Source organism: Amycolatopsis sp. NPDC000009 (assembly GCF_055563465.1).
Genome location: NZ_JBVHDI010000006.1, coordinates 73,581 through 95,433, shown reverse-complemented (window position 1 = coordinate 95,433; position 21,853 = coordinate 73,581). Strand labels below are relative to the sequence as shown.

The following is a 21,853-nucleotide window of genomic DNA, read 5'->3' as shown; positions in this document are numbered from 1 at the left end:
CCGATATCGGATCACTTCGACGATCAACCTCGCACAGAAGGGTCCGGGCGGCTACTGGAAGGCAGGCGCGAGCGAACTGCATCTACCAGGGTATTTGGTGGTCATGCAACCATGCGGGTGGATTCATGGCGCCGCTTTGAACCGCCTGAGCGACTCTGCGGTCGCGGCGTCGCTGCTCGATCCAGCGCGGTGTCCCGCGGCGATGTGTTGTGCGGCTGTGTCGGCTGGATCCGGCCCGTGTGACTCTTTCGCGTCGCGTCGCTTCGAATGCATCGATTGCCGATGTTGTCTTTTGGTTGTCGCGCAGGGTTTGACCTAGGACGACGGCATCTTCGAGGGCCATTGCGGCGCCCTGCTCCGTGGCTGGTGGGACTGCGTGTGCCGCGTCGCCGATAAGGACGATGTGGTCAGTGTGCCACGCCGGCATCGTGTCGAGGGTGCGTGTGTTGGAGGGCAAGATGACGTTCGCGGTTCGGATGATGGTCGTAGCCGGCGTGTGGTCGCGCCGGAAGAGCCTTATAAGGCGTTTGCGCCAGGTTTCAATGTCGCGCGGTTCGTCCACCAAGAGTGGTTCTGGTGAGGCGATGTTGGCGTACCAGTAGATGTCGCCGGCAGCGGTTGTGTAGCCGAATGTCGCCTTCTTTCCCCAGTAGATGTGAAAGGCGTCCGGCGACGGAGGAGCGGAAGTGCTTGCGGGGGCGTAGCCGTAGACGAGGTGGGTTCCGGCGTAGTGGGGTTCTGGTGTGGAGGGAAAGGTCAGCCCGCGGGTGGTGGAGTTGAGTCCGTCTGCGCCGATGAGCACGGTGCCTTCGGCGGTGGATCCGTCGTCGAAGGTTGCTATGACGTTGCCGGAGCAGCTGGTCGCGGCTATCAGGCGCTTGTTCATGGTGACGGCGGCTCCGCGGTCGGCGGCTGCGGTGCGCAAGACGCGGGCGAGGCGAGCGCGGGGCATCGTGCGGGGGACGTCGTTGTGTCCGTTGCCGGTGAAGGAGACCGTGCCGAGGTGTCGGCCGGTGCCTGAGCTGAGTTCGGTGTTGGCGACGGGGTAGGAGATGTCGGTGACGAGGTCGTGTGCGTCGATGGCGCGTAGGGCGTTGAGACCGTTGCGTGGAAGGCGTAGTGCGGCTCCGCTGTAGTCGCCTCCGTCGTGGCGAGCTTCATAGACTTCGGCTGTGATGTCGGCTTTGCGCAGAGCTATGGCGGCCGCGGATCCTGCGATGCCGCCGCCGACGATGATCGCGTGATGGGTCACGCGGCCCTCCCTGAGGTGGCTGGGTGTCTGGCAGCAAAGGCACGTGAGAGCGCTACGAGTTCGTCGACCTCGTCGTGCGCTGAGTTGGTGTCCGGGATGGCGAGAGGGATGGCCCGCTGTTGCTGACCGTGGTCGTCAGGGGAGTCCTGGAGCGCTTCGGCGATGAGGTCTGACAGCGGTGTGTCGCGCGCGTGGTGTTCGCGGAGTTTCGCTACGCGTGGGCTGATTCGGACGAGTCCGTCTCGGCATTCGATCATTCGACGGTAGTAGCGCCGGTGTACGTCCCATACGCGGAGGGAGTCCCACGGTGTGGTGGAGGCGCGGAGAAATTCGTCTTCAGGGAACGCGTGGTGTAGAGCCGTCCACAACGGCCCGAGCCCTTGGTAGGCGCGACGTTGACGCCACCAGATACGTATGGCGGTCAGTCGCATGCGGGCCGCCGGATAGAGGAGGCCAACGACGATCGCGACGATGCCGGTGAACGACAGCGTCCCGTTCACGCCGATGATGTCCATGAACAGGGTTCCGGTGAACCAGTACTCGACGTCGATCGCAGCGAATATTCCGCTGGTCACCGCGACAAGGACGAAGCCGACGGCCGCGACACGAAGTCCTATACTTAGCCGCCGTTCGGCCTGGCGGGCGTAGCGCAGGGCTGAGACCGCGCAGGCTGCGAGCGCGCAGCCCATGAAGAGGTTGGCGGCGAAGTAGATGACCGACATGTGCGGAACGGAGCGTGGCGCCGGCGCAGAAGCGGCAGCACCGATCATGACGAGTTCGGCGGTGACGAGCACCATCAGGTTGCGGCGGGTGCGGCGTTTGGCCACTTGTCGAGGCAGTGTCGCTGCGTCGAAGAAGAACAGTAGGGAGAGAACGGCGGCCGACGTGGGAGCGTGCCATGCGACGGCGGACCACACCGGTCCCCCGCGCACGAGCGACGCGTCGCCGACGACGTCACGCAGGATGCGCCCGATGAGCGCGAAGGTGAGGAAGCCGACGATGCCTTGCAGGGGCAGGTTCCAGGGTTGTCGGCTGAGCTGATAGCCCTTCCAGACCAGGCCGCCAAGCAGGCAGCTGATCAGTGCGGCGCTGATGAGCCAGCTCATAGCCAGCCGATCCGGGCGCCGAGAGCGGTGTCCATGCCGCGTGCAGCGCCGTCAGAGGGCCGAGGGGCCGCGATGTTCAGGATGGATGCCCATTCGAGGATGATCGTCGCGACTGCTTCGGCCTCCCGTTCATGGTCGGTGTCGTAGGCAGTTCTCCGGAGCGCTCGTTTCACCGCGTCGTCGCCGATATCTGGGTACTGCTCGCTCAGGGATTGTGTGCCTGGCGTTGTGAGCCCATCGGGAAGGACGTCGCTGTCGAGCGCGCCCTGGTGACCGCCGAGAATGTGGCCGAGTTCGTGCAGGACGATGTGGTCCTGGTGCCGCTTGGACGTTTCCTTCTGGAAAAGGATGTAGTCCGCTTCGCGTGTGGAGATCCACATACCGAAAGGGCCGGGCACGGGAATGGGATAGGCGATGAGGCGGATCGGTTTTCCTCGGATCTCGCCCATCTGACGGCATAGCTCGGTGACGTCCAAGGGCGGGCGAATGTCGAGCTTGCTCAGCATCTCACGGCATTGTCGGCGTATGCGCCGTTCTGACACCCGTACCCTCCCTTCGCAGCAGCGACTTCGGGCAGCATCGCAGAAATTGCTGTGGCTGGTCCGTTCTAGACGCCTGGAAGCCCTCCATCGGGTGGTGACGGCCTCTCAGCCTGTTCTTGCTGGTAGACGAGGTCGAGCATGTCCTTCACCAGCTTCAGGCGCTCGGGTGACAGTTGACCGGCGCGCATCGCCAGCAGCTGAATCTCCTCGTCACCCGACAGGCTGTCCACCCTCGCGCGCTCCGCCTTCAGCGCTTCTAGCTGCTGGTCGACTTGCCGCACCAGCTCGACGTCGTCATCGAAGAAGTACGCGACCGGAACCTCGAAGAAAGCCGCGAGTCCCTCCAGATAACCCTTTGTCGGGTTGTTCTTCGTGCCGTTACGGAGTCCCCAGATGTAGCTCTGAGATGCCGTCCTGACGTATCCGCCGGCAATAATTGCTGCGGCGACCTGCTCGTTGCTGTACTCCTTGCCGTCCGGTCGCTTCTTCGCCGCGAAGAGGTCGTTCAGCTTCGCGGCGAGCGTTCGCGTCGCTTGCCCTGCCACCCCAGGCCTCCATGACAGCCTCTACGTCCTCACTGGTGAGACACCCAATCGGGTGATCACTTTCTCCTCAGTTGAAAACAACTTTCTTCTGAGAATAGTCTCGAGGCAAAGAAGCTTCAACTGAGGAGAAAGTTCGCCACCCAGGTGGGCTAGCGGGCTTGGAACTCAAGGTCGGAGGAAGTTGATGGTGACCGTAATGGCGCCAGCGCAGGAGGCAGGTCCGGGCTCGCCCCGGCGCAGCGGGGCAAGAGCGGCTCGCGTCTAGCGCGGTCGATTGCTCTGCGGATGGGGAGACGCAGATGCGACACATCAACAGCTTTGCTGAGGCCGTGCACCGGCTGCGCCGTGAACGGGGAATGAGCCTGGGTGATGTAGCCGCGAAAGCCCGCTACAGCCCGAGCTACTTATCCAAGCTGCTCCACGGCCACCGGCGCCTTCTGCCGGAGGTCGTACGCCAGATCGACACGGCCCTCGACGCGGAGGGGCGACTCGAACGCCTCGCCGAACAACAACGCTCCGAAGGCTCAGCGGGCGGGGACAAGCCGATGCAACTGCCCGCCGACGTCGCAGGCTTCGTCGGACGCGCAGACGTCCTGCGGACGATGGACGACGCGCTCGCGAGCCAGGTAAACGGCGGCGCCCACACGATCGTGATCGAGGGAGGCGTCTGGGTCGGGAAAACGGCACTGGCCGTGCACTGGGTCACCCGCATCCTCGATCGATTTCCCGGCGGCTGCCTCTTTGCTGATATGCGCGGGCTCGGCCCCGGTGCGCCCAGGGCATCGGAGGAGGTGCTGGATGGCTTCTTGCAGGCATTGGGCGCCGGCCAGGCGGACCTGAACGGCACCCTTGAGGTCCGGGCCGCACGGTTCCGATCGATCCTTGCCGAACGCCCCGCCGTGGTGGTCCTCGACAACATCGCCGACTACAGCCAGGTGCGGCATCTGCTGCCCGGCGGCGGCAGCGTCGTCGTCACTACCAGTCGCGAGCACCAAGCCAGCCTGCTGCTGCGGACCGGTGGCGTGTCGATCGACTTGCCCGCCTTGCCGATCAACGACGCACTGACCTTGCTCGACAGCCGCGCCGGTCGTCATCGGCTAGCCGCGGACCCCGTGGCCGCGGAAGCGGTAGTACGACGCTGCGGCCGACTGCCGATGGCGGTCCTGATCATCGCGGAACACCTCCAACAGCGACCCGACAGCACCCTGGGCAAGATCGCCGCCCAGCTGGCGACCGACCGCCACCGGCTGGACCTCTTCACATCGCCGGACCCCACGGTCGACATCCATGGCGTGATCGACCTGTCCTACCTCGCTTTGCCACCGGCTGCGGCACGGCTGTTCCGCCTGTTGGGGATCAGCCCCGCGTACACCGTCAGCGCGGACTCCACTGCTGTGCTCGCCGACATCGAGCCCGACGTCGCGGAGTCACTTCTCACCGTGCTTCGGCAGGCTCACCTGGTAATGCCCATGCCGGATGGCCGCTACCGCATCGACTACCTCCTGCGGGCATACGCGTATCAGCGCGCGCTGGTCGAGGAGCACCTGCGAGATGTCGAGAAGGCACAGGACCGGGTTCTGAGGTGGTACACGGCACGAGCGCTTTCTGCCAACAACTCGCTCATTCCGAACTGGCGTGACTCGACGATCAACAGCCTGCTCGCGGACTTCGGCCAAGACGGCCCTGGCTTTGACGAGGCGATGTCCTGGTGCCAGATCGAGGTCGCGACCGCCCTGCAAATCGCGAAGAACACTCGCAGCCACCTCGCAAAGGATCTCCTGTGGGTCCTGCCGACGGCGTTCCTCCCGTACTTCGCTATCACTCGAAGCTGGACGGACTGGCTCATTGCCGCCAACGACGGGCTTGACGCCGCGACCGCGGCGGAAAGCACCCCAGGCACCGCCCGTAGCCTGCAAGTCCTCGGCTGGGCTGAGCGTGACCTCGGCCGGACAGCCGAAGCCATCTCGCATCTCACACAAGCCCTCGAGCTCTACGCCGAACTCGGTGACGAGCTGCCCGCGGCATGGACCGCACACGGCTTGGCGCTCGCCCTCGCCGATAGCCAACGGCACGATGACGCGATCGCCCACTTCCAGGCGGCGGACGACCGGTTCCAGGCACTTCACCACGACATCGGCGTCGTCATGAACCGAGCAGCACTCGCCCTTGCCTTCTACGAAGCCGGTGATCGCGAGCGAGCTATCAACACAGCGCGCGAGGCACTGAGCCTCGCTCAGAAGCGCGACTCCGACGGCATCCAAAGCCTCGCGCACCACAGCCTCGGCATCCTGCTGCAACGCAGAGGCGAACATAGGGCGGCCCTTACGCACTTTGATACCGCGGTCTCCCTCCGGCAGCGCCCGTGGCAACGATGGAACCTCGCTGACACACTGATCGCCCGAGCGGACTCCCTGCTTGCCCTGGGGTTTCGTCCGCAGGCCACAGCCACCTACGAAAAAGCTGCCGACATACTGGAAAGCCTCCACGATTCGCGAGCGCACGAAATTCGTGCACGCGCCGCGTTGCGCGGAAAACCTCAGTGGGCGGCCAAGGGCGCTCCCGCTGATCCAGTTCTGCACTCGCCTTCGTGGGCACGATAAAGCATTCGCAACCACGGTTGAACGTGATGGTTCGGCCTGTCGTGCAGCCGCGTTGGCGCGTGCTCTCAGAAATCATGATCCTGGCCTTCCGCGCGAGTCCAGTCAGGATAGATCTGGCCGGGCTCAACTGGCTTCGGCGCGTGCATGCATCGCTGCCTCCCGGGTTCAGGGCGTAGCCATGACTAATGAAAACCGCTTCCGTCTTGACAAGGTCAGGACAAGATCAACACAGAATCGGCACAACGTTGTGCTCGCCTGACGGGTTCCCGTTCAACTTGCGATGGTGGATAGTGAATGGCAGAACAGGGCAACCGTCGCAGATAGATTTCATCGATCTTATGGATCGTCAGGGGCTCGTTGTTCGGCTATTCACTTCCATTACTCGTGAGGGTTGAGGATATGATTGAAATTTCGCAGACTCGTGCGGTTCGATTCGGTCTGGCTGGAGTGGTTGCAGCGCTCGCGATCGTAGGGTCAGGCGTGACGGCAAACGCTGCCACGGCAAGGGAAACAGCGGATCGCGGTCCCGCTTCCGTCAGCGAGGGATGTGGCTATCTCGGCTGGGGAAAGTACCGGCACTGCGACGGCGGTACCGGGTCCACCGTGATGCTGGACGTCGAGGATTTCTTGGGCAATCTCTTCCGCTATTGCGTCGGGCCCGGCACGACCAATCTTCAACCGGTCATCAGATGGCGGGTGACCGGGGCCTGGTGGAACGGAGGCGTTCGCTGCATCCCTGGCTACTACGGCCCAGCGTGATCCAGACTCGCCAGAGCTGTCATCGCCGACCCGAGACTTGCTGATCGGCGGTTGGTCTGGCGCTCCGGGGAGGTCAGCGCCCCGGACGCGGCGTGGCGGGAATCCGAACTCTCCGCCCCAGTTTGGCCCGGCACGCCGCACCCCAACTATCCGCTCATCAACAAGCGCTCCGTCGGTGCCATCGAGGGATCGACGGAAGCCGCCGGGGTGGCGCCCTCCCCTCAAGCGCCACCCCGGCAACCCCGCTGGCAGACCAAGCCAGCCGGTAGGACGTCACCCGCAACGAGCGTTGTCAGAGAAGCAGGGAAGAACGATGACGAGCCAGACACTCATGGAGTCGCACCACATGGCGGGATGCGTTCTATCCACCCGCCAGCACCATGGAGAGCGCGCCTCCCAGAAGACACGGCCCGAACGGCACTACCGCAGCGCCGTCGTCATCGCGGCGTCGGACGCCGGGCACGGCGATCATGACCAACGCGAGCAGCGAGGCCGTCAGCAGCGCTCCGACGACCTGGGCCCAGCCGATCCAACCGGTCACCAGGCCGACCACCGCGGCGACGCTGACGTCGCCGGCACCGACACCACCGCCGGTGGCCACGGCGAGGATCAGGAACATCCCGCCCGCCGCGACGAGCGCGGCAAGCGCTCGAATACCCGGCGCGGGGTCGTGACGGACCAAGCACAGCACCACGAAGCCCAGCATGGCACCGGCAAGCTGCGGCCACGTCAATGCCCGGGGAAGCCGGTGTTCACACCAGTCGATTACCGCCAAGGGAACCGCCAGGACTGCCACGAACCCGTAGACGGCGAGTTCACCGCGTGCTCCCACGCGCCAGCCCAGCAACCCCAGGACGGCGGCCGTGAGGATCGCGCCGAACCACCATGCCCCGGCCAGCGTCGGCTCATGTCGCAGGAACCGGCGCGTGAGCCCGCTCGCCGCCGCACCGAGCACCAGGCCGACGGCCGCGCTGCCACTCCACCACCAGCTGCTCGCCGTCAGCTGCACGACTCCTCCGCCCCTCACATGATCACCTTGTACGCCATCCTGCCCGCCCGATCTTCCGGCCGGCCGCCTCTCAAACCAACGGGTGAACTTCACGCGAGTGCTGCTGCCCGGAGCGCCATCACCACGAAAGTCGGTGTTGAGGTGAACCCGCTGCAGTGGAGCGTCACGGCGGTGTGGCTCGCCCGCGCTGACCTGCGATCGTCGAAGAAATGGGGGACCGTAATGACCCGCTGCCACAGCCCCCGCCTCGCCGTGGCCATCCTCGCCGCCGCCTCGGCCGGACTTGGCTTGAGCGCCTGCAGCCCGGACAACAGCACGACCCCGACTTCCACGCCAGCACCGCCACTCGCCCCGAGCAGCACAGCCGCCTCGCCCGCCGACATCGCCAAGCAGAAGGCCACTGCCGCCTACCTGGGCATGTGGAGCGACATGGCCGAGGCCGCGACGACCTCGGACTGGCAATCGCCGAAATTGGTCCAGAACGCGACAGCAGAAGCGCTGTCGAAGATCTCTCGTGGCCTGTATGCAGATCACTACAACGGGATCGTCACCAAGGGGAAGCCGGAGAACGCCCCCACGGTCGAATCCGTGGAACCCGCCGACAACCCGACCACGGTGAACATCGTGGACTGCGGCGATGACAGCCGCTGGATCAAGTACCGCGCGGACAACGGCCAACCGGCCAACGACGGCCCGGGAGGGCGTCGGCACATCAACGCCATGGCGAAAAAGGCGGTCGATGGGTCCTGGAAAATCGCCGACTTCGCGATTCAGGACGTAGGAACATGTTAGGGAGAACGGGTACAACCACCGGCCTCGCTTTCGGGCTATTCCTTTGCGCGACAACACCGGCGCTAGCCGGCGGCTGGGGCAGTGTCGACTGCAGCAGCGATCCCTCGCCCTACTGTGACCTCAACGCAGGGCGCGGCGCGCAGCCCGCACCGCGACGGGGCTCAGCACCGAAACCTGGTACGCCGAAGTCGCAGGCTGGGGACCGGGGCACGGCCCCGCCACTGCCGGGCGATCGAATCGTCGGGAGCAACAGCAACCAAGCCGATTGCTCGTACGTGCGCAGTAACTACCAGCCGCCGGCGAACGGTGTGCAGACGATCCGCTTTCACGCAGGCCGCTCGGGTTCTGGTGGGGTGCAGTTCGTGTCGTTGGCCCGCCCGCGGCCCCAAGATGCGCTGCTGGTGCAAGGCCCGGGTGGCGCGTGGTACGTCTATCAGTGTTCTGGTCAGGGACAGCGAGACGCGCTCTACCGGGCGCCGGTGTGGATTCCCGATGGTCAGGCACCGGGTGCCGCGCCGCTGCCCTCGCCAGAAGAGTTGGCCGAGCAGGCGCGGTCGCAGCTGCGGTTGCCGAGTCCGGTGATTGCCTCAAGCCCGGCTGGAACCCAGCTGGTGCAGCTGCCGACGTGGCTGTGGTTGGACCGGGCGATGTGGCGGCCGCGGTCGGCGACGGCTTCGGTTCCCGGGGTGTCGGTTACCGCGACCGCGATCCCGACTTCGGTGTCCTGGGCGATGGGCGACGGCAGCACCGTGTCCTGCGCTGGCCCGGGCACGCCGTTTCCCGCCCAGGGAGATCCGCGGTCGGCGTCGCCCGACTGCGGCCATACCTACCAGCGATCGTCGGCCAGCGGGCCGAGCGAACGGTTTCCTGTTATGGCGACGGTGTCGTGGCGGATCACGTGGTCGGGTGCCGGTGCGTCGGGCACGTTCCCGGACATGACCACCAGCGCAGGAGCGTCCTTCCGGGTCGCCGAAGCCCAAGCCCTGGGCACCGGATAGCCCGGACGACGTTCCCATCTGAATCCAGAGTTTTGTTTCTTTTCCTTTCCTGACCGCGTATTCGCGGCGGCATTTCTGGCCGGGTGAATACGTGGTGCGGGCGAGCTATGCCTGGAGGGGTTTCTCGTGACCAGTACCGACAGTTCCCCGCGCGGCCACAGCGCGACCGGTGAAGCACAGCCGGTGCCGTGGCTGAATTCCTCGGGTTCCCCGTCAGGGTCGGCTGCGCGCCGGGGTCGGCGGCGCCGGTTGCCGCATCTCGTGGCCGGGCTGCTGCTGGTGGTGCTGTGCGTCGGTGGTGCGGTGTGGTGGACGACCAGCACTCAGGACCGGGTTCCGGTGCTGGCGCTGGCGAAGCCAGTCCCGCTCGGGCATGTGCTGACCCCAGCCGACCTGCGCAGCATTGACGTGTCCGCCGCGCCGGGCGTGGCGCTAATCCCGGCGGATCGGGCGGCGAGCGTGCTGGGGCGGCCGATGGCGACCAGCCTCGGCGCGGGAACGCTGCTGACGCCGGACGCGGTGGGCGCTGCCGCGATCCCGGCGGCGGGCCGGGCGGTGGTCGCGGTCGTCGTGAAGCCGGGCCAGGCCCCGCCCGAGCTGGCCGCCGGCGCCCCGGTAACCGTCGTGGTCACCACCGCCACCACGCCAGGAAGCCCGGCCACCGGACAAGCACCGGGAACATCCTGGCGTGCCACGGTCGTCGGGGTCACCCCTGTGGCCACGGACCAGACAACCGTGCTGTCGCTGGAGCTCGACACCTCCGGGGCGTCGCAGCTGGCGCAAGTCCCGGCCGGTCAGCTGGCGCTGGTGATGCAACCGGCGGGCGGTGAGCGGTGATGCTGATCGCCTTGTGCTCGGTGAAAGGTTCGCCGGGCGTGACCACTCTGGCTGTCGCGCTGGCCATGACATGGCCGCACGCCGAGACCACGCGCCGCCTGGTCGCCGAGGTCGATCCGGCCGGAGGTGATCTGGCGATGCGGTTCGGCCTGCCGACCACCCCAGGGCTGGTGAGCCTCGCCGCCGCGGCACGCCGCACCCGCGATCCCTCGGCGGTGTGGGACCACACCCAGGCCCTGCCCGGCGGCGCCCGCGCGCTAGTGGCCCCGCCAGGTGGCGTGCACGCACGTGCTGCTCTGTCGACCCTGACCACGGCCCCGGGCGGATCGCTGCTGCCCGTCGTGGCCCGCGATTCGGGAGTGGTGCTGTTCGCCGACTGTGGCCGGGTGGATCCCGGATCGCCAGCCGAGTCGATCGCGCGCCGCGCCGATGCTCTGGTGTTGGTGACTGGTACTCACGGCGACGACCTCGCCCACGCCGCGGTACGGCTGGGAGACCTGGCGCGCTGGACGCCACGTCCCGGTCTGCTCCTGACCGGTGATGGCTACCCGACCGTGGTTGTAGAGCGCGAGCTGGGGGTGCCCGCGATCGGGCGTCTCCCGCACGACCCAGTCGCTGCCGTCACCCTGACCGGTCACCGGGCGCCGCCGGCCCGCCGCCGCAGCACCAGCAGTGGCCTGGCCCGCCATGTCGCCGCTCTCGCCCGCAGCCTGGCCGTGCCCGTCGATCCCGCTGCCTCGCCACCGGCGCCCATGTCGGCCGGTGTGCCGGGTGTACCTGTCCAGCAGGTGCGCCGACCCGGTGGCGTGCTTATCGCCCCGCCCGCCTTCGGGCCACCCCCGGCGTCCGCGCCGCCGCGTGTGAGCGATCCGCGGCGCAACGGTCATCAGCCCAGCACCGCCGGAAAGGAGCCACTCGCATGACTCAGACCAATCACCGCGCCGCACCGTCCGCCGCGAGCGACCCGGGGGATGCCGAGCAGCGGTTGCGTGCCCGGCTCCGGCAGGCGCTGAGCACGGATCTGCCTGGCCGGGTCGAGACCGTGTCCCGTGTGAGCGGCGGCGCGTTGGGTGTGGCGCGGCGTCGCGAGATCGGCCGCGAGGTCCTCGACGCCGCGGTCGCCGCGCACAGCGAGGCCGAGCTTCTGGCAGGGCGTGCCCTGGTGGATTCGGCGACGGAGCAGCGGGTCGTCGATCAGGTCTTGGATGAGGTGTTCGGCTTGGGCGGTTTGCAGCCTTTGCTGGCGGATCCGTCGGTGGAGACGATCGTGGTCAACCGCTTCGACCGGGTGTTCGTGCAGTACAACGACGGCCGCCGTGCCCAGGTCGCGCCGGTGGCAGCGTCGAATGAGGAACTCACCGACCTGATCCGCACCCTCGCGGCTCGGGCGTCGTCGGAGGAGCGCAGGTTCGATCGCGGCAGTCCGGCACTGAACCTCCAGCTGCCCGGCGGCGAGCGGCTCTTCGCTGTCCTCGGCCTGACCGCGGGTGGGGTGACGGCGTGCACGATCCGCCGGCACGGCTACCTCACCGCCACCCTTGCCCAGCTCCGCCGCCGCGGCACTCTCGACGTCGGGCTGGAACGGTTCCTGCGGGCGCTGGTGCGGGCACGGAAGAACGTGCTCGTCACCGGCGGCACCGGCGCAGGGAAGACCACGCTGCTGCGGGGTATGGCCGCGGAGATGGCCCCAACCGAGCGGATCGTCACCGTCGAGGACGCCTTCGAACTCGGACTGGACCAGGATCTGGAGCGGCACGCCGATGTCACTGCCCTGCAGGCCCGCGAGCCCAACGTCGAGGGCGAGGGCGCGATCGATCAGGCGGAGCTGGTCCGCTGGGGGCTGCGGATGTCCCCGGATCGCGTGATCGTCGGGGAGATCCGCGGGTCTGAGGTCATTCCGATGTGCAACGCGATGTCCCAGGGCAACGACGGTTCCATGGCCACCCTCCACGCCAGTAGTTCGAAGATCGCGTTCACCCGCCTCGCGTCCTACGCCGCCCAAGGACCGGAGCGGCTGCCGCTGGAGGCCACCGCGCTGCTCGTCGCGTCGGCGGTGCATTTCGTGGTGCACCTCGACCGGGCCGCCGACCGGACGACTCGGGTGATCGCCTCGATCCGGGAGGTGGTCGACGCCGAGGGCGGGTCGGTGATCTCCAATGAGGTCTACCGCTGCGGCCCGGACCGCCGCGCCGTCCCGGTGGCTGGCGCCCTGCGCGCCGACACTCTCGACGACCTCGTCGCCGCCGGATTCGATCCCGACCTGCTGGCCCGTCCGGAGGGGTGGTGGACGCCATGAGCATCCACACCATGGTCGCCGCCGCGCTCGGTTTGGGGACCGCCGTCGGCGTGCTGCTGATCATGGCCGCCAGGCGCCGGACCGTGGCGCCGCCCTCGCGTCGTCACGAGATGGGGCGTGCCGTGCGTGGTCGGGTTGGTGACCGGCGGGTACTGCTGCGTCTGGCCGTGGCGGTCGGCGTGGGTGTGCTGGCCGGGGTTGTGACCGGGTGGGTGGTCGGCGCGGTGCTGGCCACCGCTGGAGCGTGGTTTCTGCCCCGGTTGGTCGGTCCGGACCGTGCCCACGCCCGCCGGGTCGCGCGGATCGAGGCGATCGCGTCGTGGACGGAGATGCTGCGTGACGTCCTGTCCGCCGCGGCGGGGCTCGAGCAAGCCATCCTCGCCACCGCTCCGCTCGCGCCCGCGGCCATCCGCGGCGAGGTCGCCACCCTCACTGTGAGGCTGGAAAGCGGGCAGCGCCTCGCGCCCGCGCTGCGGGCTCTCGCGCGCGAGCTGGACGACCCGACCGCGGACCTCGTCCTCGCCGCGCTCGTGCTCGCGGCCGAGCACCAGGCCCGCCAGCTCGGCGATCTGCTCGGCTCGCTGGCCATCACCGCCCGCGAGCAGGCCGCGATGCGGATGCGGGTGGAGACCGGCCGGGCCCGGACCCGGACCTCGGTGCGGGTCATCGTCGCCACCACCCTCGCCTTCGCCATCGGGGTCGTGGTGTTCAACCGCGTCTACCTCGACGTCTACAACACCGCCACCGGCCAGCTCGTCCTGCTGCTCATCGGGGCCCTGTTCGCCGCCGGGTTCGCCTGGCTCGCCCGGATCGCGACGGGTGAACGGCAACCGCGAGTGCTCGTCCTGGACGCGCCAGGGGTCAGCAGGACGCGAGATGGAGGAGAACGCCCATGATCCCCGCACTCGTCTTCGGCACCGGTGCTGGTGTCGGCCTCTGGCTTCTCCTGACGTGGGCTGTGCCACCTCGCCCGGCGCTGAGCGACCAGCTCGCTCAGGCCGGTGCCGGGCGGCCGGCCACGCCGATCGTCCTCACCACCGATGCCGCGTGGGTGCGCGCCTGGGGCCGCGTGTTCGTGCCTGGCCTGCGGATGCTCGGGCTGCCCGGCAAGAAGGTCGAGGCCGACCTGCGGGTCACCGGCCGTGGTGTCGACACTCACCTGGCGTCGAAAGCCGTGCTCGCCGCGGCCGGGTTGCTGGCGCCGTGGCTGCTGCAAGCCCTGCTGGTTCTCGGCGGGCTGTCGCTGGGAGTCGAGGTGCCATTGCTGGCCGGGCTCGGCCTCGCCGCGCTCGGGTTCCTGACCCCGGATCTCGAGGTGCGAGCCAAGGCGATCCGGTCGCGGCGCGAGTTCCGTGACGCCCTGTCCGCCTTCCTGGATCTGGTGTGGATCACCCTCGCCGGTGGAGCAGGGGTCGAGGCCGCTCTCGGTGACGCCGCGTCCGTCGGCACAGGGCCGGCGTTCGACAAGATCCGCCGCGCGCTGAACGCCGCGCACCTGACCCGCAGCACACCCTGGGCCACCTTGCGCCGACTCGGTGAGGAACTCGGCATCACCGAGTTCGCCGAACTCGCCGCCTCGATTTCCTTGGCCGGTACCGAAGGCGCTCGCGTCCGCGCCTCACTGGCGGCGAAGGCACAAGCGCTGCGGACACATCAGGTCACCGACGCCGAGACCGAAGCCCAGGCAGCGACCGAACGCATGGCATTGCCGGTCACGCTGCTGTTCCTCAGCTTCTTGGGGTTCATCGCCTACCCCGCGGTCGTCCAGGTCCTCAACGGGCTTTGAGTCAGAGAAAACCTTGCACAGGAAGGAAAGAGCAATGAAACCATACATCCGTACGATATGGACTGTCACGTTGGCGAGGATCGCCCTCCTGCGAGCCGACCCCGAGCGCGGCGAGATCACCACCACCGTCATCATCACCGCCCTGCTGGCCATCGCCGCGATCGCGATCATCACGCTCATCACGGCCAAATTGACCGAGAAGGCCAATTCGATCAACCTCGGGATCGGCTGACCATGCCGGCCCGGCGCCTTCGCCATGCGTTGTCCGGGGACCGGGGCGAGGTCACGGTCGAGCTGGTCATCGCGACACCGCTGTTGCTGTTGGCGTTGCTGGCGATCATCCAGTTCGCCGTGTGGTCCCACGCGACACACGTCGCCCAGGTCGCCGCCTCGCAAGCCCTTGCCGCCGCCCGCGTCCAGCACGGCACCGCCGGTGCCGGACACGCCGCAGGACAGCGGCTGCTCGACGACCTCGCCGCCGGCCCACTGCGCGAGCCACGGCTCACCGTGACCCGTGACGCGACCTCGGTGGCGGTGAGTGTCCGTGGCGAGGCCGCAACGGTCTTGCCAGGTGTGCACCTGCACGTGCACGCCGAAACAGTCGGCCAGGTCGAGCGTTTCGTGCCCAACGTTTACGGGTTCACGAATTCTGAAGCGTCCGTTGGCGGGAACCCGAGTGCTGGAGGCGCCGGATGACGGTATCAGGACGCTCCGGTTCGGTGCGACGAGCAGGGTTCGTCTCAGCTTGTGCGGCGCGCGGTGGCCAATTCGGTCATGTATCGCTTGGTTATCCGTCCGCCGTAGCTGGTGTCGATCAGGTTCGCGATGCTGCTCAGCAGGCCACGTTGACTGGCTGGCGGCATGGCTCGGTGTCCCGAGTAGGTCAAGAGCAGATCGATGTACTCCTGCGTGCTATAGGTTTGCTCCCACTCGTAGCGGCGGAACTGGACGGGACCGAAACGTCGCGAGTCATCGATCTCAGTCGAATCGGTTGGCACGTTGTCGGATGCCTGAAGGCGCAAGCCTGGCGGCGTGGTGGGGTCGAAGCGTTCGTAACGTTCCTGGACCTCCGCGAAGAACGGCTCGGTGCCTCCAGCGATGTGGTGCGTGGATATGACCGCCAAGGTGCCGCCAGGGCGCAGGGCGTCAGCGGCTTTGCTCGTCCGGATCTCGGGGTCGATCCAGTGGAAGGCCGTTGCGGACAGCACGAGGTCGAATCCGGCGTCGGGCAGCGGCCAATCCTCGAAGGCCGACACCACCACCTGGGCCGTAGGAAAGTCAGCGAGATGCCGCCGTGCGATGGCGGCCAGGTCAGGGCTCAACTCGACGGCGACGATCGCGCATCCGCGCTGGGCCAGGGGAAGTGTCGCTTGGCCGGTGCCGCAGCCGATCTCCAACACCCGGGACCGAGGGCCGATGCCGGCCAGGATGGCGAGGTCGTCGAACATCTCGGCGGGATAGCCCGGTCGGCAACGGTCGTAGCGTTCGGCGTCTTCGCCGAAGGTCGTTCGCAGCTTTTCCCGATCAACCTCAGTCACGAGCCCAGACTACTGGGGTGTCCTGATGAGCCCGGGCGGATCGAGTACGGCGGTGTAGCGGCTGGCGGCTTTGACGCTGAGTCCGAACAGGTCGCAGAGGTTCCGGACGTCGCCATTGGTGGCTCGGACTTCGTCGAGGATGCGGTCGGTGCGGATGTCGCGGGCGGCTGTGCCCAGTACGAGTCCGGGCCAGCGGGTGCCGACGGGTTTGGTGCCCAGCGCGGTGCGGTAGTGGATGAACAGGTGTGGGTTAGCTGTGTGTGGCCAACGGTGGTTGCGGTAATCGAGGTAGGCGGTCAGCCGGACGCGGACGGCCTCGGCGAGCAGGATGGTACGGCCGTCGAGGTGCAGGCGGCCGTCTCGGATGTCGGTGAGGTGCAGGGTGCGCAGCTGCCCGGCGGCCAGGCCGTGGAAGGCCAGCAGTGCGGTCATCGCCGCGCGGGTGGGGTCGGGGGAGGTCAGTCCTTCCTGCATCAGGGCCAGGTCGGCGGGCAGCGGCTGGCGGCTCTCGGGTGCGCCGAGGCGCAGCCTGGCGGTGGGGTCGTCGAAGGCGACCTTGTGTGCTTTGAGGACTTTGAAGATCGATCGCAGTCCGGCGCCGAGGGTGTAGCGGTCGTTGCCGCTGGCGGGCAGGACCTTGAGCACGTCGTCTCGGCTGATCTGGCGCAGCGAGTCGACTCCCTGATCGGCCCAGTTCTGAAGAACGGGCAGTGCCCAGCGCAGTTTGATCTGTGCGGTAGTGCGAACCCGGGGATGGCTGCGCGGCACGGTGCTGTTGCCGTCACGGAGCACCGTCCACCACAGGCGCAATTCGTCGATCATGGTCTCCGGCAGGCCCACCATTTGGGTGTCGAACCAGATTTCGACCGCGGGCGTGCCGTCATCCTCGACCAGGTCGTAGACGTCGAGGAACTCCCGAATCAGCCTGGCCGGCAAGTGAATGCTCGGCAGTTGCTCGATCAGGGTGACGGGTATGGGCGCGCCCGGAGTGTCTTGCAGGGCAAGGAGAATCTCCACTCCACGGCAGACCTTCTTGGTGGTCGAGTAGCTCCATCCGTGCTGCTGAGCGCACTCACGAGCGCTGCGGAACAGAAACTCGGCGACCTCAGGGGCCGGGGGTGGAGCAAAGCCTGCGCGCAGACCGGCAGGGAGATCGCGCGGAAGAGCGAGCAGCGCGAGCTGGCTGTGGGCAACCACGCGAGGCGGCGTCTGCGGGCGCGGTGGCAGCTTGACGTAGGGAGTCGCCCGAGCGGCGCGCTTGCCTCGCTGATGCAGGTTAGCCAGGAACAATTGCTGGCCATACTGGTTGGCCTCGGCGAGACTCAGGCCGGTCTTCGTCCAGCGCAACGACGCAGCCTGACGCCAGCACAACCGACACACTCCGTCGTCGTCGACGGTGACCTCCCGACCGCAGCAGGTGCAGGTGCCTACCTCGAATTTGGTGCGCCACGAGCGGCAGCCCCAGCACAGCCACTTGTGTTTGCGGACCACGCCCCAGGCGTAGCAGTCCTTGCACGAGCCCGGTTGTTGCGGCGCTTTGGGATGGCACAAGATGCACAGACCGGCCGAATAATAGTCCTGTGTGGACTGGCAGCGCGTGCACGGCGGTGGGGTGTATGGCCCGCCAGGCAGGCAGTCGTAGCAATAGTCGACTCGCAGCGGTTTGGTCCACGCCACGGGCTTGGCGCGGCAGCGTGGGCAGAACTTCGGGATTCCGCCCTTCATGCGGGCGGTTCCGATCGATGCCGCCCGAGTCGCGGCTTGACCGCCGGTCCGCCGGTGGTGGCTTCGCTGGTCTTCTTCGGTTTGCGGGCGGCGACCTTCTCCGGCTCGCGGACAAGTAGGTCGGTCGGCTCGCAGCCCAGCACCGAGCACAACACGTCCAGGTCGTCCAACCGGATCGTGGTCGGGGTGGTCGTCCACCACCCGGACATCTTCCCGGCGCTGATCTCCAACCCGGCCTCGGCCAGCCGCCGCCGCAATTCGGTCGACTTCCAGATTCCGGCCTCGGCGGCCTTCATTCTCAGATTCCAGCGCATGACGTCACCCTTCCAGGCCGATCAGCCGGGCGGCGATACGATCGTTGGCCACCGCCCAGGCGCGCTCGATGTGATCGTCGTGAACATGCACGTACCGGGTCGTGGTGGACAGCCACTCATGGCCCAAAAGTTCTTGTACCGCTTTGAGATCCACCCCACGGGCATACAACGACGAGGCGCAGTAGTGCCGCATCCCATGCGGTGTCAGGCGCCCCTTCCACCTCGGCAGGTGCTCCTCGACCGCCTCGGCGAAACCAGAGCGCAGCGTGTTCGCTCCCGCTCGTGTGCAGCGGCCGGTGTCACGGTCGCGGCGCTCGCTAGGCAGCAGCGGCGCGTCCGGGTCGGCCCAGTCCTCGCCGAACTGGTGCCGTACATCGGTCAGCCACCACGTCAGCAACGCATCCGCGCCGTTGATCGCCGGCACCAACCGGGTCTTGTGACCGCGCCCCTGGCTGCCCTTGCCGTAGCGGACGTGCAGCTTGCCCAACTCACCCAGGTCCGGTCGCCAGTCCCGGATATCCAGCATGGTGGTTTCCGTGATCCGCAATCCGACTCGCCGCCACAGCGAGGCCGCGAGGTAATCCCGCGCCGCCGGCAGGTACTTCCGCGACCGGGTGACCTCCGAGCGCCAGCCGCCGAACAAGAGGTCGACTTCCTCGTCCGACGGCGGGATACGGCTCTCGCCGTAGTCCGGGTTGGTCGGACGGTTGAACTCGTCGATCGGCTGGACCAGCACGTGCCCGGTCATGGCGTGGATGTCGCCCTGGTAGCGGACGAGGAGAAAGTCGAACAACTGCGACAGCGCGAGCGATTTCTTGTAGACAGTGGACCGCGCGAGCCTGCGCTTCTTCCTCTGGGACGAGAGGAACTGGTCAGCATCCTCTGGCCGTACCGTCCACAACGGACGGCCCAGGAACCGAAGGAACTCGAAGATCACCATCCGGTCCTGCCGGACCGCCTCGTCACCAACCCCAGCACCCACCGCGGCCAGCAGGTACTGGTCGACCAGTTCCTGCTCAAAATCCTCCAACTCCTGCGGCGTCCGCAGCCGTCGCCCGCTGCCCAACGACCGGACCACCGCGAGCGACATCCACACCTCACTTCACCAGGAGCGACCATGCGTCGCGATGATCGACGATCATTCAGGAATCCCGACCAAACGTCAACTTATCCTCGCGATCGCGCGAACCCACGGCTACCTGCACGAAGGCGTGACCAGGGCTTCTTCAGCCTGGACGAACTCGTAAGTGTTCTGACAGACACAGGCGCAACACCCTGACTTTTCCTTATCCAGGCCCAGTTTCTGGTGCGAGATCGACAGGAGCCTTCCGATGGGCAACCTCAGACATTCGCCGGTGCTCGACGGCGTGTTCCCGGACGGGCCGGACACCGTGTTGCTTCATCCCGCCGCCACCGCGCGCCACTGGCGGCGCCGACAGGTCCTCGCCGCGGTGCGACAAGGCACTGTCCTGAAAGGACTGGTGGGGGCGACTGTCGTGGGATTCGCTCTGGTGACGGGAAACGGATTCGCCGGGAAGTTCGTCTTCGCCGCCGTGGTGCTGATCGTCCTGCTGGCCGGATGGCGTGTCGCGTGCGCGGCCAGAGAGGAGCGGTGGCTGCACCGTGCTGCTACCCGGACCCGGTTGCGCCGCGGAGAGGGTTGGCGCAGCAGGGATTTCGCCGACCTCGGGCCCGATATCGCGAGGCTGGTGCGGGACTTGCTGGCCGGTGTCGACGAGCTGCATCGCACACCGGCTCGCACCTGGATCGACCCCGCACTCCCGGTTGAGGCGCACCGGGTGGTGTGGGAGGCCCTGTGCTGTCTGGACCGCGGCCGTGACGCGCGCGCCCTCGCTGAGGAACTCGCCACCGATCCCGACGCCGGTGAGGACCTGGTGGCCGCGGCACGCCAGGCGGTCACCACGATCGACCACGGCCTGGACGAGGTCGCCCGGCATCTGCGCGGCTGCCTGGTGCTGACCCGCGCGTGGGAAGCGAAACTGCGGCGCACCGATCTGACCTGCCGCACCGATCGTGTCCTGGCCGCGCTGCCCGGCCGCGAGGAGCTTCGCGACTTGACCGGCGCCGCGGAAGTGTTGCCGCGGAACGTGTTCGCTCACGTGACCGCCGCGCGGGACCTCACCCGGGCCGGGGAATTCCCCTGGGAGCGGCCACCCTCGCAGTGGCCCCAGCTCACGCTGCTGCCACCGCACCGCGCGACCACACCGCCCGGAGCCGGCGGCCCAGCAGGAGAGGGGAAGCCGTGACGCGGCAAGGAAGCAGACTGGTCGCAGGGGCACGGGGCTGGTGGCGCGCCGAGCGCGGATCGGTGACCGCCGAGGCCGTGCTGATCACACCGGTGTTGGTCATGCTGCTGGTGCTGCTGGCCGTGGTGGTGCACCGCGGCGTCGACGCGCGGCTGCGGCTCGACGACGCCGCCCACCAGGCCGCCCGCGCCGCCACCCTGCACCGCACCACCACTGCCGCTACCGCCGCCGCCCGCGACACCGCCGGCGCCGCGCTCGCCCAAGCGGATGTGGTGTGCCGTGACGTGACCACCACGCTGTCAGGATCCTTGGTTCCCGCCGGGGTCGTGACCGTACACGTCAGGTGTTCCGTCGACTTCGGACAAGCCGCGCTGCTCGGCGTACCCGGCGGGAAGACCCTGGTCTCGTCCGCCAGCGAAGTTGTCGACACCTACCGGTCCCAGGGCCGGCGGGGTGATGCCTGATGGTGGTGTCAGCGCACGAGCGGAAGCCCAAGCACGAGAGCGCGGAGCTGGGCGCCGGTCAGTGTCCGGTGCTGGAGCAACGCTTCGGCGATACGGCTGATGTCGGTCCAGTGCCGGTCGACGAGGTCCTGTGCGATCTCGGCCCACAGGTCGGGCCGGTCGACGGAAAGCCCGTAGACCTGGCGGGCTTCGGCGATCAGGGCGAGGTCGTCGTGCCCGCCGTGCAGGTAGGCGCCGAGACGGACGTCGTCGTCGGTCACACCCTCGTGACGCCGTTCGGCCGCGCTGGTCACATCGAGGACATAGCGAGCCTGGGCGAGTGGCCCGGCGTGAGCGACGACCGCCACCGAGGCCAGATCGACAAGGCGGGGCCGGACCGCGGTGAAACCGGCACGCCCGGCGCCGCGAGGCCGCAGCGTGACGTAGCGCAGCGACCGGCCCTGCAACAGGTAGACGAGGACGTGCCCGGCCTCGTGCCAGGCGGTCACGCGATCTTCGGTCACCTCAGGCGATTCCAACGTCGCGGTCACACCGCTCATTCTGGCCGCTGCCCAGGCTTGTCGCGCGCCCGCGTGCCCGGCACGTCCGTGTACCGGCTGCGCGGGTGGTGGCGGGCGGAGGAAGGGCGGGTGACCGCGTTCGCGCTCGCTCTCCTGCTCGGGCTGCTCGCTCTGACCGGGCTGTGTCTGGACGGCGGTCTCGCCCTGGCGAGCAAGGTCCGCGCCGGCGGACAGGCCGAGTCCGCCGCCCGTGCCGGCGCCCAAGCGCTCGACCTCGCCGCCTATCGCGCCACCGGTGTCGTTCGGCTCGACCCGGTGCGGGCACGTGACCTCGTGCAGCGGTACCTGGCCAGTGTCGGAGCCATCGGCACCGTGACGGTCGCGAGGGACACGGTGATCGTCGAGGTCACCGCCGTCTACCGGACTCAGCTGCTGTCGCTGGCCGGGATCGACGACATCCACACCCACGGGCGGGGCGCCGCCCATCCACAGCTCGGGGTCAGCGCCGTGGAGCCATGACCAC

General features: G+C 67.8%; 24 protein-coding genes. 13 read left to right on the top strand and 11 right to left on the bottom strand.

Annotation, left to right across the window (positions count from 1 at the left end; all coding sequences use genetic code 11):
• Nucleotides 1-82 precede the first annotated feature (82 nt).
• The 4 genes from ACZ3HL_RS18470 to ACZ3HL_RS18455 form a co-directional block, all read right to left on the bottom strand.
• The gene (locus ACZ3HL_RS18470) at nucleotides 83-1,252 is read right to left on the bottom strand and encodes an FAD-dependent monooxygenase (protein ID WP_465532396.1); all 1,170 of its coding nucleotides are present in this window, start codon (nucleotides 1,250-1,252) and stop codon (nucleotides 83-85) included.
• Nucleotides 1,249-2,358 (bottom strand): MAB_1171c family putative transporter, encoded by a 1,110-nt coding sequence (locus tag ACZ3HL_RS18465; protein ID WP_465532394.1) that lies wholly within the window; start codon nucleotides 2,356-2,358, stop codon nucleotides 1,249-1,251. The genes ACZ3HL_RS18470 and ACZ3HL_RS18465 overlap by 4 nt, the downstream gene beginning before the upstream one ends.
• A complete protein-coding gene (locus ACZ3HL_RS18460; RefSeq protein WP_465532392.1) occupies nucleotides 2,355-2,900 on the bottom strand; it encodes a hypothetical protein in 546 nt (181 codons plus the stop codon). The genes ACZ3HL_RS18465 and ACZ3HL_RS18460 overlap by 4 nt, the downstream gene beginning before the upstream one ends.
• Nucleotides 2,901-2,965: 65 nt before the next feature.
• A complete protein-coding gene (locus tag ACZ3HL_RS18455) occupies nucleotides 2,966-3,445 on the bottom strand; it encodes an XRE family transcriptional regulator (RefSeq protein ID WP_465532390.1) in 480 nt (159 codons plus the stop codon).
• 299 nt (nucleotides 3,446-3,744) lie between these two features.
• On the opposite strand from ACZ3HL_RS18455, the gene ACZ3HL_RS18450 reads away from it, so the two are divergent.
• The gene (locus tag ACZ3HL_RS18450; RefSeq protein ID WP_465532388.1) at nucleotides 3,745-6,045 is read left to right on the top strand and encodes a tetratricopeptide repeat protein; all 2,301 of its coding nucleotides are present in this window, start codon (nucleotides 3,745-3,747) and stop codon (nucleotides 6,043-6,045) included.
• A gap of 399 nt (nucleotides 6,046-6,444) precedes the next feature.
• Nucleotides 6,445-6,804: a DUF6355 family natural product biosynthesis protein gene (locus tag ACZ3HL_RS18445; protein WP_465532386.1), complete on the top strand. Its 360-nt coding sequence runs from the start codon at nucleotides 6,445-6,447 to the stop codon at nucleotides 6,802-6,804.
• A gap of 361 nt (nucleotides 6,805-7,165) precedes the next feature.
• On the opposite strand, the gene ACZ3HL_RS18440 is transcribed toward ACZ3HL_RS18445, so the two are convergent.
• On the bottom strand, nucleotides 7,166-7,831 hold the full coding sequence (locus ACZ3HL_RS18440) for a prepilin peptidase (protein WP_465532384.1): 666 nt from the start codon (nucleotides 7,829-7,831) through the stop codon (nucleotides 7,166-7,168).
• On the opposite strand from ACZ3HL_RS18440, the gene ACZ3HL_RS18435 reads away from it, so the two are divergent.
• Nucleotides 7,832-8,605, top strand: coding sequence for a hypothetical protein (locus ACZ3HL_RS18435; protein WP_465532382.1), 774 nt, complete (start codon nucleotides 7,832-7,834; stop codon nucleotides 8,603-8,605). It begins immediately after the preceding gene.
• 496 nt (nucleotides 8,606-9,101) lie between these two features.
• Here the strand turns inward: ACZ3HL_RS18435 and ACZ3HL_RS18430 are convergent, their stop codons facing one another.
• A complete protein-coding gene (locus ACZ3HL_RS18430; RefSeq protein ID WP_465532380.1) occupies nucleotides 9,102-9,377 on the bottom strand; it encodes a hypothetical protein in 276 nt (91 codons plus the stop codon).
• Between the two features lie 352 nt (nucleotides 9,378-9,729).
• Between ACZ3HL_RS18430 and ACZ3HL_RS18425 the strand changes: the two genes are divergently transcribed.
• From ACZ3HL_RS18425 to ACZ3HL_RS18395, 7 genes are all read left to right on the top strand, one after another.
• A complete protein-coding gene (locus tag ACZ3HL_RS18425; protein ID WP_465532378.1) occupies nucleotides 9,730-10,440 on the top strand; it encodes an SAF domain-containing protein in 711 nt (236 codons plus the stop codon).
• A 38-nt stretch (nucleotides 10,441-10,478) separates the two neighbouring features.
• Nucleotides 10,479-11,363, top strand: a complete 885-nt coding sequence (locus ACZ3HL_RS18420; RefSeq protein ID WP_465532376.1) for a MinD/ParA family ATP-binding protein — start codon at nucleotides 10,479-10,481, stop codon at nucleotides 11,361-11,363.
• A complete protein-coding gene (locus ACZ3HL_RS18415) occupies nucleotides 11,360-12,736 on the top strand; it encodes a CpaF family protein (protein WP_465532374.1) in 1,377 nt (458 codons plus the stop codon). The genes ACZ3HL_RS18420 and ACZ3HL_RS18415 overlap by 4 nt, the downstream gene beginning before the upstream one ends.
• Entirely contained in the window at nucleotides 12,733-13,632 is a 900-nt protein-coding gene (locus tag ACZ3HL_RS18410; protein ID WP_465532372.1) for a type II secretion system F family protein, read from the top strand. The genes ACZ3HL_RS18415 and ACZ3HL_RS18410 overlap by 4 nt, the downstream gene beginning before the upstream one ends.
• A complete protein-coding gene (locus ACZ3HL_RS18405) occupies nucleotides 13,629-14,522 on the top strand; it encodes a type II secretion system F family protein (protein ID WP_465532370.1) in 894 nt (297 codons plus the stop codon). Before ACZ3HL_RS18410 ends, ACZ3HL_RS18405 begins: the two co-directional genes overlap by 4 nt.
• A 70-nt stretch (nucleotides 14,523-14,592) precedes the next feature.
• Nucleotides 14,593-14,754: a hypothetical protein gene (locus tag ACZ3HL_RS18400; protein WP_465532368.1), complete on the top strand. Its 162-nt coding sequence runs from the start codon at nucleotides 14,593-14,595 to the stop codon at nucleotides 14,752-14,754.
• Between the two features lie 2 nt (nucleotides 14,755-14,756).
• A complete protein-coding gene (locus ACZ3HL_RS18395; protein ID WP_465532366.1) occupies nucleotides 14,757-15,218 on the top strand; it encodes a TadE/TadG family type IV pilus assembly protein in 462 nt (153 codons plus the stop codon).
• Between the two features lie 44 nt (nucleotides 15,219-15,262).
• Here ACZ3HL_RS18395 and ACZ3HL_RS18390 read toward each other — a convergent pair whose 3' ends face one another.
• From ACZ3HL_RS18390 to ACZ3HL_RS18375, 4 genes are all read right to left on the bottom strand, one after another.
• A complete protein-coding gene (locus ACZ3HL_RS18390) occupies nucleotides 15,263-16,060 on the bottom strand; it encodes a class I SAM-dependent methyltransferase (protein WP_465532364.1) in 798 nt (265 codons plus the stop codon).
• A gap of 9 nt (nucleotides 16,061-16,069) precedes the next feature.
• Entirely contained in the window at nucleotides 16,070-17,407 is a 1,338-nt protein-coding gene (locus ACZ3HL_RS18385; protein ID WP_465532363.1) for a hypothetical protein, read from the bottom strand.
• 374 nt (nucleotides 17,408-17,781) lie between these two features.
• A complete protein-coding gene (locus ACZ3HL_RS18380; RefSeq protein ID WP_465532361.1) occupies nucleotides 17,782-18,099 on the bottom strand; it encodes a helix-turn-helix domain-containing protein in 318 nt (105 codons plus the stop codon).
• A gap of 4 nt (nucleotides 18,100-18,103) precedes the next feature.
• Nucleotides 18,104-19,189, bottom strand: coding sequence for a tyrosine-type recombinase/integrase (locus tag ACZ3HL_RS18375; RefSeq protein WP_465532359.1), 1,086 nt, complete (start codon nucleotides 19,187-19,189; stop codon nucleotides 18,104-18,106).
• A gap of 241 nt (nucleotides 19,190-19,430) precedes the next feature.
• Here ACZ3HL_RS18375 and ACZ3HL_RS18370 point away from each other — a divergent pair, with 241 nt between their 5' ends.
• Together ACZ3HL_RS18370 and ACZ3HL_RS18365 are read left to right on the top strand one after the other, a co-directional pair.
• Entirely contained in the window at nucleotides 19,431-20,366 is a 936-nt protein-coding gene (locus tag ACZ3HL_RS18370) for a hypothetical protein (protein WP_465532357.1), read from the top strand.
• Entirely contained in the window at nucleotides 20,363-20,830 is a 468-nt protein-coding gene (locus tag ACZ3HL_RS18365; RefSeq protein WP_465532355.1) for a TadE/TadG family type IV pilus assembly protein, read from the top strand. Before ACZ3HL_RS18370 ends, ACZ3HL_RS18365 begins: the two co-directional genes overlap by 4 nt.
• 8 nt (nucleotides 20,831-20,838) lie before the next feature.
• Here ACZ3HL_RS18365 and ACZ3HL_RS18360 read toward each other — a convergent pair whose 3' ends face one another.
• On the bottom strand, nucleotides 20,839-21,360 hold the full coding sequence (locus ACZ3HL_RS18360) for a hypothetical protein (RefSeq protein WP_465532353.1): 522 nt from the start codon (nucleotides 21,358-21,360) through the stop codon (nucleotides 20,839-20,841).
• A 42-nt stretch (nucleotides 21,361-21,402) separates the two neighbouring features.
• On the opposite strand from ACZ3HL_RS18360, the gene ACZ3HL_RS18355 reads away from it, so the two are divergent.
• Nucleotides 21,403-21,849, top strand: a complete 447-nt coding sequence (locus ACZ3HL_RS18355) for a pilus assembly protein TadG-related protein (RefSeq protein WP_465532351.1) — start codon at nucleotides 21,403-21,405, stop codon at nucleotides 21,847-21,849.
• Nucleotides 21,850-21,853 lie beyond the last annotated feature (4 nt).

Coding starts and splice junctions, on each gene's coding strand:
- ACZ3HL_RS18465 (WP_465532394.1), bottom strand. CDS start 2,358: ATGAGCTGGCTCATCAGCGCCGCACTGATCAGCTGCCTGCTTGGCGGC.
- ACZ3HL_RS18375 (WP_465532359.1), bottom strand. CDS start 19,189: ATGTCGCTCGCGGTGGTCCGGTCGTTGGGCAGCGGGCGACGGCTGCGG.
- ACZ3HL_RS18370 (WP_465532357.1), top strand. CDS start 19,431: ATGGGCAACCTCAGACATTCGCCGGTGCTCGACGGCGTGTTCCCGGAC.
- ACZ3HL_RS18450 (WP_465532388.1), top strand. CDS start 3,745: ATGCGACACATCAACAGCTTTGCTGAGGCCGTGCACCGGCTGCGCCGT.
- ACZ3HL_RS18405 (WP_465532370.1), top strand. CDS start 13,629: ATGATCCCCGCACTCGTCTTCGGCACCGGTGCTGGTGTCGGCCTCTGG.
- ACZ3HL_RS18415 (WP_465532374.1), top strand. CDS start 11,360: ATGACTCAGACCAATCACCGCGCCGCACCGTCCGCCGCGAGCGACCCG.
- ACZ3HL_RS18445 (WP_465532386.1), top strand. CDS start 6,445: ATGATTGAAATTTCGCAGACTCGTGCGGTTCGATTCGGTCTGGCTGGA.
- ACZ3HL_RS18410 (WP_465532372.1), top strand. CDS start 12,733: ATGAGCATCCACACCATGGTCGCCGCCGCGCTCGGTTTGGGGACCGCC.
- ACZ3HL_RS18435 (WP_465532382.1), top strand. CDS start 7,832: ATGATCACCTTGTACGCCATCCTGCCCGCCCGATCTTCCGGCCGGCCG.
- ACZ3HL_RS18380 (WP_465532361.1), bottom strand. CDS start 18,099: ATGCGCTGGAATCTGAGAATGAAGGCCGCCGAGGCCGGAATCTGGAAG.
- ACZ3HL_RS18395 (WP_465532366.1), top strand. CDS start 14,757: ATGCCGGCCCGGCGCCTTCGCCATGCGTTGTCCGGGGACCGGGGCGAG.